The following is a 13,222-nucleotide window of genomic DNA, read 5'->3' on the forward strand; positions in this document are numbered from 1 at the left end:
ATGCGCATCGTCAGGGACCTGCCCGACGCCATCGGACAAACGCCACTCATCCGCCTGCGTAAGGCGTCCGAGATGACCGGGTGCGAGATCCTGGGCAAGGCCGAATTCCTCAATCCCGGCCAGTCCGTGAAGGACCGCGCCGCGCTCTTCATCATCCGTGATGCGGTCAAGAAGGGCCTGCTGGAACCCGGTGGCACCATCGTCGAGGGCACGGCCGGCAACACCGGCATCGGCCTCGCGCTGGTCGGCGCCTCCATGGGCTTCAAGACGGTCATCGTCATCCCCGAGACGCAGAGCCAGGAAAAGAAGGACATGATCCGGCTCGCGGGCGCACAGCTCGTGCAGGTGCCGGCCGCGCCCTATTCGAATCCCAACAACTACGTCCGCTACTCTGGCCGCCTGGCCGAGGAACTGGCCAAGACCGAACCGCATGGTGCCATCTGGGCCAACCAGTTCGACAACACCGCCAACCGTCAGGCCCACGTGGAAACCACCGGCCCCGAGATCTGGGAGCAGACTGACGGCAAGGTCGACGGTTTCATCTGCGCTGTGGGCTCTGGCGGCACGCTTGCGGGCGTGGCCGAGTACCTTCAGCCCAAGGGCGTGAAGGTCGGCCTGGCCGATCCCGAGGGCGCGGGCCTCTTCAAGCTCTACACCGGCCACGAGAACCCCGGCGACTCGATCACCGAAGGCATCGGCCAGGGCCGCATCACCGCCAACCTCGAGGGGTTCACACCCGATCACGCCTGGCGCATTCCCGACGCCGAGGCGCTGCCGGTCGTCTACAACCTGCTCTCCGAGGAAGGCCTGGTCATGGGCGGTTCGACCGGGGTGAACGTCGCGGGTGCCATCCGCCTCGCGCGCGAACTCGGCCCCGGGCACACCATCGTCACGATCCTCTGCGACTACGGCAACCGCTACCAGTCCAAGCTCTTCAATCCGGAGTTTCTCAAGAACAAGGGACTGCCCGTGCCGTCCTGGCTCGATCGCGGCCCCTCCAGCATCCCGGGAGTGTTCGAGGACCAATGACCAAGGCCCTGCGCGGGCTCTTCGCCGCGCTCGCGCTGGTCCTCTGGACCGGCCTCGCGCTGGCGCAGCCCCAGCCTGATCCGATCGACTACGAGGCCTGGACCGACCTGGCCTCGCGCGCCGAGCAGGCGGTCCAGGAAGGGCGCGCCTCCGACGCAGCGCTCGAGGATCTGCGCGCCAACGTGGCCTCCTGGCGTGACGAGCTGCTGCGCGCGCAGGGGCAGAACGCCAACCGCATCCAGACGCTGCAGAGCCAGCTCGACACCCTGGGCCAGCCGCCGGAGAACGGCGAGGAGCCGCCGGAGATCAGCGAACGACGCGCCGAACTCGAGACGCAACTCGCCGAGCTGCGCGCGCCCGTCCAGCGCGCCGAGGAAGCGCACGCCCGGGCCAACGGTATCGTCGAACAGATCGACACGGTCATCCGCGAACGCCAGACGCAGGAACTGCTGGAACTTGGCCCCTCGCCGCTGAATCCGGCCAACTGGCCGCCCGCGCTCACTGATCTCACCCGCTCGCTCGATCGCTCCTGGCAGGAAATCATCCGCAACGCCGAGGCCGATGCCCTGCGCCGTGAGGCGCGCGAGAACGCTCCGCTGATCCTGCTTTACGGCATGATCGGCCTGATGCTCATCCTGCGCGGCAATCACTGGGCCCGCACCGGCGTCGAGCGCCTGCGGGGTGCCACCCGCCGCGGCACCGGCGTCTTCCGCTTTGCGATCTCGCTGGGCCAGATCCTCCTGCCGCTCGCCGGCATCTATGCCATCTCCCAGGCCGCCATCGGCAGCGGCATCATCGGTCCGCGCTGGACCATCCTGCTGGAGCAGATCCCGGTCTGGGCGACGGTGCTGCTGGGAATCCGCTGGCTGGCCGACCAGACCTTCAACGAAAACGACGAGGTCGCCACCCTGCCGCTCGAGGACGGCGACCGGAAAGAGGCGCTGGCCTACGCCAACATCCTCTCGGTGCTCTTCGTTGCCCGCGACGTCCTGCACACGCTGATCGACCTCGACGGCTACGCTCCCCAGACGGAATCCGTCCTGCAGTTCCCGCTCGTGGTGCTGACAGGGCTGATGCTCTTCCGCCTCGCGCAGATCCGCAACCGCGCCGACGCCCACCTCGGCGAGCAGGACGATCCCAACGGATTCCGCCTCAGGCTCGCACGGATGATCGGGCGGGCCTGCCTCGTGATCGCCGTCGTCGGCCCGGTCATGGCGGCCATCGGCTATAGCCAGGTGGGAGAGGCGCTTGTCTTCCCCGCGGTCTCGACCCTGGCGCTCATCGCCCTCGTTCTGGTGCTGCAGCACTTCATCCATTCGCTCTACTTCCTCGTCGCGGGGCGCGATCCCGAAGAGGCCAACAGCCTGATCCCCGTGCTCGCGGGCTTCCTTCTCGCGCTCGCGACCATCCCGATCCTCGCGCTCATCTGGGGCGCACGCGTCGCCGACCTGACCGAGGTCTGGGCCCGCTTCCAGGAGGGCTTCACCCTCGGCGAACGGCGGATTTCGCCCACGGACTTCCTGCTGGTCATCATCGTTTTCGCCATCGGCTACGTGATCACGCGGCTGGTGCAGGGCGCGCTGCGCACCTCGGTCCTGCCCAAGACCAAGCTCGACATCGGCGGGCAGAACGCCATCGTCTCGGGCCTCGGTTACGTCGGAATCATTCTCGCGGGGATCATCGCCGTCACCGCCGGCGGACTCGATCTCAGCTCGCTCGCCATCGTCGCCGGTGCGCTTTCGGTCGGGATCGGTTTCGGCCTCCAGACGATCGTGTCCAACTTCGTGTCGGGCATCATCCTTCTGGCCGAGCGTCCGATCTCCGAAGGCGACTGGATCGAGGTCAACGGCCAGCACGGTATCGTCAAGGACATCGCCGTGCGTGCCACCCGGATCGAAACCTTCGACCGCTTCGACCTGATCGTGCCCAACGCCGATCTCGTCTCCGGGCAGGTGCGCAACTACACTCGCGGGAACGTGCTGGGCCGGGTCATCGTCAAGGTCGGCGTCGCCTACGGCACCGACACCCGCAAGGTCGAGAAGATCCTGCTCAACATCGCCCGCGACCACCCGCTCGTGCTGATGAACCCCGCGCCCTACGTCTACTTCGCGGGCTTCGGCGACAGCGCGATGGAATTCCAGATCCGCGCGATCCTCAGCGACATCAACGAAATCCTAGGCGTCGAGACCGACATGTACCACGCCATCGCCGAACGCTTTGCTCAGGAAGGCGTGGAGATTCCCTTCCCGCAGCGCGATCTCTGGCTGCGCAATCCCGACACGCTGCGCCCAGCATCCGGGGCCGACAGCGATACGGATACGGGGCAGGGCCGTCCAGCGGGCAGCGGACAGGAGGGTCGTGTCTCCCAAAGCGCAGGCGGCCAACGGCCCCCGGGGGACGGAGACGCCGACGGGGACGGTGAATGACGCTTCTCTACCGCGAAGACCCCTACCAGCGCGAAGCGCGCGGCGTGGTGCGCGACCACACGCCCGAGGGCGGCGTGATCGTCGATCCGCCGCTCTTCTATCCCACTGGCGGCGGCCAGCCCGGCGACAGTGGCCGGATCGAATGGGACCGTCGCGTGCTGTCCATCGCCACCGCGGTCAAATCCGACGACGGCGGCTCCATCCTCGTGCCGGCCGAACCCACAGCCATGCCGCCCAAGGGCGCGCATGTGGTGCAGGTGCTCGACTGGGAACGCCGGCACCTGCACATGCGGATGCACACCGCCCTGCACCTGCTTTCGGTGGTGATCCCGCTGCCGGTGACGGGCGGGCAGGTGGGGGCCGGCATCGGACGGCTCGACTTCGACATGCCCGAGATGCCCGGCGACAAGGACGCGCTCGAACGGGCGCTGAACGACCTGGTGGACCGCGACCTGCCGGTGACCGATGACTGGATCGACCACGAGACGCTCGACGCCAATCCCGCGCTCGTGAAGACCCTTTCGGTTCGCCCGCCAAGGACCCGCGGCCCGGTTCGCCTGATCCGCATCGGGCAGGGGGCCTCCCAGGTCGATCTGCAACCCTGCGGCGGCACCCATGTCGCCCGCACGGGCGAAATCGGCACGCTGGTCATCGGCAAGATCGAGAACAAGGGCAAACAGAACCGCCGGGTGAACATCTCCCTGGACCTGTGAGCGCGGGGGCGCAGCATCTGTGCTCCGCTCTGAACGCGTAAGCCCCGGCCCGGAATCAAGGGCCGCAGGTCCGCCGCGCATCGTCATGCCGAAGGCATGCCTCCGGCATGACCGCGCCCCCAACGCGGCAGCGATTTGGTGAGGCTTGGGATTTCGTGTCGAGGTCTTTAGGGGTTGCCGGGATAAAGCGCGTGGATCATCGGTCGGGATCGCCCCCGCGCGTCTGCCATGCGCGGCTCCTATGCAAGCTCCCACCTGCAGCTTCGTTCGAATAGAACGCTTGGGTGCACGGCGCCGCGACCTTCCGCTTTTCGTCACAATTTCTTTCCGCCATGACCGCTGCGCGACCAACACGGCCTCACCGGAAGTGAAGTGCGAGAACCCCTTGAAGCGTTGCGAGAGACCCGACGAAATCGGCGTCCGGCACACCTGATCTCGGTCAACGTCCCGCGCGGGACATTCCTAAGATCCGGTTAATCTCAGAACATAACACATTGAAATCATTGAACAGAAAAAATGTCCCGGCCCGGGACATCCTTCCTGCGCCCGTCCGTCCCCGGCTCAGTCCTTCTTGGTGCGGACCCCGTAGAGCTCCATCCGGTGGCCCACCAGCCGGTAGCCCAGCCGCTCGGCGATCTTCTCCTGCAGGGCCTCGATCTCGGGGTCGACGAACTCGATCACCTCGCCGGTCTTGAGGTCGATCAGGTGGTCGTGATGGGCCCGCTCGGCGTCCTCGTAGCGCGCCCGTCCGTCGCCGAAATCCACCTTGTCCAGGATACCGGATTCCTCGAAGAGCTTTACCGTCCGATAGACCGTGGCGAGCGAGATCCGCGGATCCCGCCCCGAGGCGCGGGCATAGAGCTCTTCCACGTCGGGGTGGTCCTCGGCCTCTTCCAGCACCGCCGCGATCACCCGGCGCTGTCCCGTCATGCGCAGTCCAGCGGCCTCGCAGCGTTCCGTGATCGTGTCCTTCATGAGCGCATCCTGTCGGCTGGAACCTTTCTGCCAAATCGGCCCCGCCGCGCCAAGGCCCGCTGGTGGGCGAGGTAGGCCGCAAGGCTTGCCACCACCACCGCACCGCCGGTCAGCATCCGCTGCGTCGGCGCCTCTCCGGTGCCAAGCCAGACCCAGAGCGGCCCCAGCACCGTTTCGAGCAGCAGGAAAAGGCTCACGTTCGCCGCCGCCGTGTGGCGCGAGGCGAGCGAGAGCGAGAAGAAGGAGACCGGCAGGATCACGAGACCCGTGACGAGGATCGCCCAGACGGTGCCCTCGGTCATCGCGGCCGGGCCCGTCACCAGCCATCCGGTGGTCCCCGAGAGCAGCGCGCCCAGGCCTATGGCAAGCAGGATCGGGATGTCGGGCGCCCGCCTGAGGGTGACGAAGTTGGTGGCCAGCGAAAGCGCTACCGCCAGCCCGCAGGCTGCGCCGGTCAGCGCGGCAAGGTTCAGCCCGAGTTCCCCTTCGCCAGACACCGCCCAGCCGATCCCCGCAAGCACCGCCATGATGGTCACCCAGGTGCTGCGTGCCGTCGTCTCGCCCAGCACGAGCCGCGAGAGCAGCGCCGACCACACCGGGGCCGTCGCCACCGCCAGCAGCATCACCGCCACCGGCGCCGCGGCGATGCCCACGGGAAAGAAGAGGGCGTTTGAAAACTGCGCCGCGACCAGCACCACACCCGCCGGGGAGGCGAGGCGGGTCAGATCGCCACGACGCCTTCGGCTGGTCGCGGCCCAGATGGTCAGGAAGATTGTGCCGAGGCAAATCCCCCGCCACCCCAGCATCTGCAGCCCCGCCATGCCGGAAAGCCGCATGAACAGCGCGTCGGGCGTGAGCACGAGCGCACCCATGGCCGCGAGGCCGAGACCGAAAAGCGGAGATCGGGTCATGCGGGGCACCCTGAACGAAAACGCCCGCCCGTCTGGCACGGGTGGGCGTCCGCATCAAGGCACCTCAGGCGTAGAGCGGCTGCATGCCCATCTGGAGATGCAGTGTGTTCACCGTGGATTCTTCAAGACCCATGGCCCTAGCGAGCCGGTCGAGATAGCTGGCCTCGGCTTCGGTATCGACACGGATGGTCATCAGCGAGGCCGAGTAGACCTGCATCTTCTGGGCCTCCGGCGTGTCCTCGGCGAGCTTTTCGGGGTCGACCGGGGCGGCAAGCTGTTCGCGCACGAAGTCGAGGTCCTGCTTCTCTGCGTCCGGCCCCACGGCCTTCATCAGGTGGGCCTTTTCCTGCTCATCGATCTCGCCGTCGCATTTGGCCGCCTGGATCATGGCGCGCAGCATGAGCGCGGCAGCCTCCTCGGCCTCTGGCGCATTCTCGCGGGTGTTGAAGGCGTCGAGCAGCTGGGACATGCCTTGTCCCTGCGCCGCCGCGGCGCTGCCACCGGCCGCGGCCAGGACACCGGCCATGCCGGCGCCGCCCTCCATCGAAGAGAGCATGCCGGGCTTCTTGCCGGTCTCGCCGCCCGCAGAGGGCTGAGCCGCCCCCGGCATGTTGCGCATCATCTGGCCCATGGGGCCGTTTTCCCCGAAGAGGCCCGCCATCGGGCCGCTTTGAAGCTGTTGCATCATGCCAGCCATCGGGTTGCCGTCCTGGGGCATCTTGCCCGACATCGCCTGTCCAACGCGGCCCTGCATCTGGGCCGCAGGTGTCTTGGCCTTGACCTGCGCCCCGCCGCCGAGCAGCGATCCGAGCCCCTTGCCGCCGGATGCCCGGTCGACGCCGCGGGCCGCGGCGTAGCCGAGCGCCACCTTGGCGAGTGTTCCCATCATTCCCATCTTGTCTTCCTCCTCCTCCCTATGAAGGTCGCAGGATCAAGACTGGCAGATCGGGGCGTATGGCGAAAGGATCCTGTTGCCGGGCTCCGCCGGTCACGTGCCGCAGAAGGTCTGCTGCACGCGTTCTGAGGGGAGTGGCGGACGGCGCAGGTCGTCGTTCTCGGGCTGATCCGTGAAGGGATTGGTGCAGGCCTCCAGAAGCCTGTGGAAGGGGGCGTCGTCGCCACCCACCGCCGCCTCGATCATCTGCTCGACCCGGTGGTTGCGCGGGACGATCGCGGGGTTGGTACGGCGCATCAGACCCTCGGGATCGGGTTGATTCTCGATGCGGGCTTTCCATTTCGCAGCCCAGGCATCGAAGGCGTCGCGGTCGGCAAACTGGTCGCGGGCCTCGGGCGTGGGAAGGGCACGGAAGGTGTTGGTGAAATCGGCGTGGTCCGTGTGCATCAGCGTCAGCAGTTCGGCCACGAGCTGGGCATCCCCGTCGCGCGGGTCGGCAATGCCAATCTTGGCCGCGAAGCGTGCGGTCCATTCGGCGCGGATCGTGTCGGCCATGCCGTGCACCTGTTCGGTGAAGCGTTTCACCGCGGCGTCGGGGTCGGGCATGAGCGGGACAAGCGCCGTCGCGAGCTGGGCCATGTTCCAGACGATGATGTCGGCCTGTGCCGCGTAGCCATAGCGCCCGAAACGGTCGATCGAAGAGAACACAGTGTCCGGGTCGTAGTCGTCCATGAAGGCGCAGGGGCCGTAGTCAATCGTCTCGCCGGAGAGAGTGCAGTTGTCGGTGTTCATGACGCCGTGGATGAACCCGAGGCTCATCCACTGCGCAACGAGCGCCGCCTGCCGGTCGATCACGGCCTGCAGGAGGCCGCCGGGGTCGGTGGCGTGTGGGTAGTGCCTGTCGACGGTGTAGTCGTAGAGCTGGCGCAGGGCCTGCATGTCGTTGCGCGCGGCGAAGACCTGGAAGGTGCCGACGCGGATGTGGCTGCTGGCGACGCGGGTCAGGACGGCGCCGGGAAGGGGGCCTTCGCGCAGGACATCCTCGCCCGTGCGGACGGCGGCGAGGGCGCGTGTCGTCGGCACGCCCATGGCGTGCATCGCCTCGCTCAGGACGTATTCGCGCAGCACAGGCCCGAGCCAGGCCCGGCCGTCGCCCATGCGCGAGAAGGGCGTGCGGCCCGAGCCCTTGAGCTGAATGTCACGGCGTTTGCCGTCGTGTCCCACCACTTCGCCGAGAAGAAGCGCGCGGCCGTCGCCGAGCTGGGGATTGAAATTGCCGAACTGGTGCCCTGCATAGAGCTGGGCAAGCGGTTCGGCACCGACCGGAAGGGTGTTTCCGGCGAAGACGCTGGCGAGTTCGGCGTGATCGCCTGCCGTGATGCCGAGGTCATCGCCAAGCGCCGCGTTCCACGCGATCAGCTTCGGGTGACGGACGGGTGTCGGTGCCAGGCGGCTGAAAAAACCGTCTGGCAGGCGGGCGTAGCTGTTGTCGAAAGGGATCTGCATGGCCATGCCCGGGATATAGGTTCCAACAGGGCAGGGCACCACCCCGGGATCTCAGAGCGGCAGGGTCATCAGCAATTCGTCGGTGCGTTCCACGAAATGCGCGCGAGCGAACAGGCGGCGGTTGCGTTCATCTTCGGGTGCGACCTGGAGGTGGAGGGCTGTGACGCCACCCTGCTTCAGCGCCTTTGCGATTTCGTAGACCGCTTCCGTGCCCATCCCGCGTCCGCGAACGGCTTGCCGGACAAAGACCTCGATGATCCGGCCTTCGAGCCCACCGAATTCGATCGACCAGCCGAAGCTGATGCAGATGTAGCCGACGGGTGCCCTTCGAGGGCCGATCAGCCAGATCGCACCATGGGGTGCGCCTTCGAGAAGGGGAACCACCGCTTCGCGGCGGTGGTCATCGTTGCTCGGTAAGCCTGTCTCTTCGTGGAGGGCGGCGACCATGGGGAGCAGTTTTTCGATATCGTCGGGACCGGCGAGGTGGAGGGATTTCATAGGCGTGCCAGTCGTTCTGTCAGCAGCGAAAAGAAGGCGTCGGCATCGAGGTCGCCCATAAAGGTCGCGTTGGCGGGGCGGTCGGAGACGCGCCACCAGTCTGCCACGGTCATGCCCATGGTGAGTTCCGACGTGGTTTCGATTTCAACGTTGATGTGGCGGCCGCTGAAGATCTCGGGACGGATCAGGTAGGCGGTCACGCAGGGATCGTGAAGTGGAGCGCCTTCGGAGCCGTATTTCTCGAGATCGAAGCGCTCGAAGAAGTCGGTCATTTCTGCGACCGCCGTTCCGACGCGCGTGCCGAGGCTGCGGAACGCGTCGTTGCGCGCAGAGGTGACCAGCGCCTTGTGGGTGACGTCGAGGGGCATGACAGTGATCGGCGCGCCGCAGCGGAAGACGATATCCGCCGCCTGCGGATCGACGTAGATATTGAACTCGGCGGTCGGGGTGATGTTGCCGACCTCGAAGTAGGCGCCGCCCATCAGGACGATCTCGGCGATCCGCTCGGCGATGTCGGGGGCCTTCTGCAGGGCCGTTGCGATGTTCGTGAGCGGCCCGAGGGGGCAGAGCGTCACGCTCCCGGCGGGCTCGGCGCGCAGCGTCTCGATGATGAAATCAACGGCATGCTTGTCCTGGAGCGGCATCCTGGGGTCGGGCAGAACCGGGCCGTCGAGGCCTGTGCGGCCGTGAACATGCTCGGCGGTCACCAGCTTGCGTTCCAGCGGGGCGTCGCAGCCGGCGAAGACCGCTGTTTCGGGCTTGCCGGCAAGCTCGCAGACGATCCGCGCGTTCCGCGAGGTGAGATCCAGCGGCACGTTCCCGGCCACCGCAGTGATGCCGAGAACCTCGAGCTCTTTGGGCGAAGCCAGGGCGAGGAGGATCGCGACGGCATCATCCTGACCGGGATCGGTGTCGATTATGATCTTGCGGGGGGCCATGGCGTCACTCCTGTCGTCAGACGAGCGTCGTCGCATGGCTCCGTGGGTGGTTCAAGAGGATTGGCGGCGCCGTGCTCAGCCGGAGCAGCTTGCCCCGCCCAACACGCAGAATTTCGCGCAATGTGGGTGGTTGAGGGAGACATCCCGCTCGGCCTCTTCCAGGGTTTCTCCCATTTCGAACTCCGGATCGTAGGGAAGAAGCGTGCAGGCCAGCACTGCGGGGCGCGCCGCACCCTTGCGTTTCACCACCATGCGGGAGGACGCGCACATGACGCTCTCGGGGGACTTCTTGAGGATGCCCCAGCAGTCCGTCGTGATCTCGGGCACTTCGGCCGCTTCGTCCATCTCGGGGAACAGCATCGTCGTGGCCGGGTTGGCGGCGTCGATGGCAAACCCTTCCCGCTCGTAAAGGGCCGCGTAGCCGTCACGGGACTGGGCGTCGGTCTCGTCCCAGACGGTTCGCCCTGCGACGGCCATCTGTATTCCCTGGTCGCGGAGCCAGCGCATGCCCCGAAGCGTCTTCTCGAAGGCTCCGGTTCCGCGCTCGGTGTCGTGCATCGCGGCCGACCAGTGGTCGACGGAAATGCGCAGCGTGAGCCTGCTTCCGAAGTCGCGTTGAAGCCCGATCAGCCCGTCTTTCACCTTGGGGCGCATCATCGGCGCCATGGCATTCGTCAGGATCAGCACCTCGTAGCCCCTCTCCAGACAGGCACGGGCCATTTCGATCATTTCGGGGTTCATGAAGGGCTCGCCGCCGGTGAACCCGATTTCAGAGACACCCCAGTTTCGCTGTTCCAGCTGGTCCAGATAGTCCTGCACCTCTGCCGCGGTGATATAGACGAGGGCGTCGTTGGTCGGAGAGCTTTCGATGTAGCAATTGGTGCAGGCGATGTTGCAGAGCGTGCCGGTGTTGAACCACAGCGTCTGCGGATCCGAGAGTGCAACCGTCGCGCGTGTGCTGCCATCCGCCGTCACGTGCGGATCGGTGAACTTGCCTGCGTTGGCGATGCTGCCGTCTTTCATTCGAGTGCCCCTCCGCTGCCGTGGTCCCTATGACCTACGCGCGACATGACTGCGTTGCCACCAAGGCATAATTTCCCTGACGCCATTGTGAAGCGACATAAGGGTGTTAGACTCGATCCTGAGCATGGGCTATGGCAGCGGGTAAAGTCCGTTACCGCTAACGCCGGAAGGGGAATTTTCCGATGGTATCACGAGTCATTCCGGTGGATCCGTTCGATCTCATCATTTTCGGGGCGTCGGGCGACCTGGCACGACGCAAGATCCTGCCGGGTCTCTTTCGCCGGTATCGTGCAGGACAGATGCCCGAGCAAGCCCGCATCATCGGCGCCGCGCGGTCCGAGATGGATGACGATGAATTCCGCAGCTTCGTCGCCGAGGCCGTCCGCGAGTTCGGCGACGTTCCCTACGAGAAAGATATCCTTGATAGCTTCCTGTCCCGGCTCGGCTACGTCGCGGTTGATGCGCAGGGCGAGGGCGGCTGGGCCGAGCTGAGTTCGCGCCTGACGGGCAGCCACGTCCGCGCCTTCTACTTCTCGGTCGGGCCGAACCTGTTCGGCGCGCTGGCCGAGAAGCTGCAGGAGCATGGTCTCGCAACTCCGGATTCGCGGATGGTGGTCGAAAAGCCATTCGGGCACGATCTTGAAAGTGCCCGGGCGCTGAACGCCACGCTCGCGCAGCACTTCGACGAGACCCAGATTTATCGCATCGATCACTACCTCGGGAAGGAAACCGTCCAGAACCTCATGGCGGTGCGCTTCGGAAACATGCTCTTCGAGCCGCTCTGGAACGCTCAGTACGTCGATCATATCCAGATCACGGTTTCCGAAACCGTCGGTGTTGGCGGTCGCGGCGGGTACTACGACCAGTCCGGCGCCATGCGCGACATGGTGCAAAACCACCTCATGCAGCTCTTGTGCCTCATCGCGATGGAGCCTCCGGCGCGGTTTGAACCCGATGCCGTGCGTGACGAGAAGCTCAAGGTCATCCGGGCCCTTGATCCCGTGATGCCGCATCACATCGTGCGTGGCCAGTATCACAGGCTGGACGGCACGCCCGGCTATCGCGAGGACGTTGAGAACCCGCGCTCCACAACCGAGAGCTTTGTGGCGATGAAGTGCCATGTCTCGAACTGGCGCTGGGCGGGGACGCCGTTCTACCTTCGGACGGGCAAGAAGCTGCGCACGCGGGCCTCCGAGATCGCCGTGGTCTTCAAGGATGCGCCGCATTCTATCTTCGGCGCGGAATCCGGGCGCCACCGCAACGTCCTGGCGATCCGTCTGCAGCCCAACGAGGGGATGCAGCTCGACATGACGATCAAGGAGCCGGGGCCCGGCGGGATGCGCCTGATCGACGTCCCGCTCGACATCAGTTTCGCCGAGGCCCTCGGGCCCGATGCGGAAGAGATCCCGGACGCCTACGAAAGGCTGATCATGGACGTGATCCGCGGCAACCAGACGCTCTTCATGCGGGGCGACGAGGTGGAGGCCGCCTGGGCGTGGACCGACCCGATCATCGCCGGATGGGAGAGCCGCGGAGACGTTCCGAAACCCTACGATCCCGGGTCGAGCGGGCCCGACGACTCGCTGATGCTGATGCACCGGGACGGACGTAAATGGCGGGAGATGCGCCTATGAGCCACGAGTTTCACAAGTACCCCGACCGCGAGATGCTGGCCATGGACCTCGCGAACCAACTTGCAGGCGACCTGCGTGCGGCCCTTCAACATGACGAGCGCGTTCTGCTGGCCGTTCCGGGGGGCACCTCGCCCGGACATGTCTTTGACAACCTCTGCGGCGTGGAGCTGGACTGGAGCCGGGTCGACGTGATGCTGACGGACGAAAGATGGGTGCCCGAGGACCACGAACGGTCCAATACGCGGTTGCTGCGGGAACGGCTGCTTGTCGATAAGGCGGCTGCGGCTGGGTATATCCCGCTCTACACCGATGCCGACGAGCCGGATGACGCGCTTGCTAAGCTCGCCGAGCCGATCGAGGAGCGGCTCCCGCTGGCGGTCGTGCTTCTCGGAATGGGCGCCGACTGCCATACGGCTTCGCTTTTCCCCGAGGCGGACCGCCTGGAAGAGGGGCTTTCCGCACGTGCGCCGACCTTGCTGGCAATGCGTGCACCGGGTGCTGCCGAACCGCGGATCACACTGAGCGCCAAGGTGCTGAACGGGGCGCTGAAAAAGCACGTTCTGATCTTCGGGAACGAGAAGCGCGAGGCGCTCGAGCGCGCACGCGGGTTGGCGCCGATGGAGGCTCCGATCAATGCGGTCCTTCCCGGGGCACAAGTCCACTGGGCAGAGTAA

The 13,222-nt window shown here is 66.2% G+C and carries 12 protein-coding genes; 5 read left to right on the plus strand and 7 right to left on the minus strand.

Annotated features, from left to right (window positions below):
• The 3 genes from C8N44_RS05420 to C8N44_RS05430 are packed head-to-tail and all read left to right on the plus strand — an operon-like array spanning position 1 to position 4,168.
• Positions 1 to 1,029, plus strand: a complete 1,029-nt coding sequence (locus tag C8N44_RS05420) for a cysteine synthase A (protein ID WP_107975159.1) — start codon at positions 1 to 3, stop codon at positions 1,027 to 1,029.
• Entirely contained in the window at positions 1,026 to 3,455 is a 2,430-nt protein-coding gene (locus C8N44_RS05425) for a DUF3772 domain-containing protein (RefSeq protein ID WP_107975160.1), read from the plus strand. The genes C8N44_RS05420 and C8N44_RS05425 overlap by 4 nt, the downstream gene beginning before the upstream one ends.
• Complete coding sequence (locus C8N44_RS05430; RefSeq protein ID WP_107975161.1) at positions 3,452 to 4,168, plus strand: alanyl-tRNA editing protein; 717 nt, start codon at positions 3,452 to 3,454, stop codon at positions 4,166 to 4,168. The genes C8N44_RS05425 and C8N44_RS05430 overlap by 4 nt, the downstream gene beginning before the upstream one ends.
• 561 nt (positions 4,169 to 4,729) lie before the next feature.
• On the opposite strand, the gene C8N44_RS05435 is transcribed toward C8N44_RS05430, so the two are convergent.
• The 7 genes from C8N44_RS05435 to C8N44_RS05465 all read right to left on the minus strand — a co-directional run bounded on the left by C8N44_RS05435 (position 4,730) and on the right by C8N44_RS05465 (position 10,914).
• Complete coding sequence (locus C8N44_RS05435; RefSeq protein WP_107975162.1) at positions 4,730 to 5,143, minus strand: Fur family transcriptional regulator; 414 nt, start codon at positions 5,141 to 5,143, stop codon at positions 4,730 to 4,732.
• Positions 5,140 to 6,054 carry a DMT family transporter gene (locus C8N44_RS05440; protein WP_107975163.1) on the minus strand — a complete coding sequence of 305 codons (915 nt, stop codon included), beginning with the start codon at positions 6,052 to 6,054 and terminating at the stop codon, positions 5,140 to 5,142. Before C8N44_RS05440 ends, C8N44_RS05435 begins: the two co-directional genes overlap by 4 nt.
• A 64-nt stretch (positions 6,055 to 6,118) precedes the next feature.
• A complete protein-coding gene (locus tag C8N44_RS05445) occupies positions 6,119 to 6,943 on the minus strand; it encodes a tellurite resistance TerB family protein (protein WP_244640996.1) in 825 nt (274 codons plus the stop codon).
• Positions 6,944 to 7,042: 99 nt separating this feature from the next.
• On the minus strand, positions 7,043 to 8,461 hold the full coding sequence (locus C8N44_RS05450; protein WP_107975165.1) for a protein adenylyltransferase SelO: 1,419 nt from the start codon (positions 8,459 to 8,461) through the stop codon (positions 7,043 to 7,045).
• Positions 8,462 to 8,506: 45 nt separating this feature from the next.
• On the minus strand, positions 8,507 to 8,902 hold the full coding sequence (locus C8N44_RS05455; RefSeq protein WP_244640997.1) for a GNAT family N-acetyltransferase: 396 nt from the start codon (positions 8,900 to 8,902) through the stop codon (positions 8,507 to 8,509).
• A gap of 47 nt (positions 8,903 to 8,949) precedes the next feature.
• Positions 8,950 to 9,891 (minus strand): nucleoside hydrolase, encoded by a 942-nt coding sequence (locus C8N44_RS05460; RefSeq protein WP_107975167.1) that lies wholly within the window; start codon positions 9,889 to 9,891, stop codon positions 8,950 to 8,952.
• Positions 9,892 to 9,966: 75 nt separating this feature from the next.
• A complete protein-coding gene (locus C8N44_RS05465; protein WP_107975168.1) occupies positions 9,967 to 10,914 on the minus strand; it encodes a radical SAM protein in 948 nt (315 codons plus the stop codon).
• A 182-nt stretch (positions 10,915 to 11,096) separates the two neighbouring features.
• Here C8N44_RS05465 and zwf point away from each other — a divergent pair, with 182 nt between their 5' ends.
• Positions 11,097 to 12,548 (plus strand): glucose-6-phosphate dehydrogenase, encoded by a 1,452-nt coding sequence (gene zwf, locus C8N44_RS05470; RefSeq protein ID WP_107975169.1) that lies wholly within the window; start codon positions 11,097 to 11,099, stop codon positions 12,546 to 12,548.
• Positions 12,545 to 13,222 (plus strand): 6-phosphogluconolactonase, encoded by a 678-nt coding sequence (gene pgl, locus C8N44_RS05475; RefSeq protein ID WP_107975170.1) that lies wholly within the window; start codon positions 12,545 to 12,547, stop codon positions 13,220 to 13,222. The genes zwf and pgl overlap by 4 nt, the downstream gene beginning before the upstream one ends.

The organism is Allosediminivita pacifica, assembly GCF_003054175.1.
Classification (GTDB): domain Bacteria; phylum Pseudomonadota; class Alphaproteobacteria; order Rhodobacterales; family Rhodobacteraceae; genus Allosediminivita; species Allosediminivita pacifica.

What these genes read in the sequence shown, in the direction of transcription:
- C8N44_RS05420 (WP_107975159.1), top strand. Translation starts at nt 1, where the DNA reads ATGCGCATCGTCAGGGACCTGCCCGACGCCATCGGACAAACGCCACTC.
- C8N44_RS05425 (WP_107975160.1), top strand. Translation starts at nt 1,026, where the DNA reads ATGACCAAGGCCCTGCGCGGGCTCTTCGCCGCGCTCGCGCTGGTCCTC.
- C8N44_RS05430 (WP_107975161.1), top strand. Translation starts at nt 3,452, where the DNA reads ATGACGCTTCTCTACCGCGAAGACCCCTACCAGCGCGAAGCGCGCGGC.
- C8N44_RS05435 (WP_107975162.1), bottom strand. Translation starts at nt 5,143, where the DNA reads ATGAAGGACACGATCACGGAACGCTGCGAGGCCGCTGGACTGCGCATG.
- C8N44_RS05440 (WP_107975163.1), bottom strand. Translation starts at nt 6,054, where the DNA reads ATGACCCGATCTCCGCTTTTCGGTCTCGGCCTCGCGGCCATGGGTGCG.
- C8N44_RS05445 (WP_244640996.1), bottom strand. Translation starts at nt 6,943, where the DNA reads ATGATGGGAACACTCGCCAAGGTGGCGCTCGGCTACGCCGCGGCCCGC.
- C8N44_RS05450 (WP_107975165.1), bottom strand. Translation starts at nt 8,461, where the DNA reads ATGGCCATGCAGATCCCTTTCGACAACAGCTACGCCCGCCTGCCAGAC.
- C8N44_RS05455 (WP_244640997.1), bottom strand. Translation starts at nt 8,902, where the DNA reads ATGGTCGCCGCCCTCCACGAAGAGACAGGCTTACCGAGCAACGATGAC.
- C8N44_RS05460 (WP_107975167.1), bottom strand. Translation starts at nt 9,891, where the DNA reads ATGGCCCCCCGCAAGATCATAATCGACACCGATCCCGGTCAGGATGAT.
- C8N44_RS05465 (WP_107975168.1), bottom strand. Translation starts at nt 10,914, where the DNA reads ATGAAAGACGGCAGCATCGCCAACGCAGGCAAGTTCACCGATCCGCAC.
- zwf (WP_107975169.1), top strand. Translation starts at nt 11,097, where the DNA reads ATGGTATCACGAGTCATTCCGGTGGATCCGTTCGATCTCATCATTTTC.
- pgl (WP_107975170.1), top strand. Translation starts at nt 12,545, where the DNA reads ATGAGCCACGAGTTTCACAAGTACCCCGACCGCGAGATGCTGGCCATG.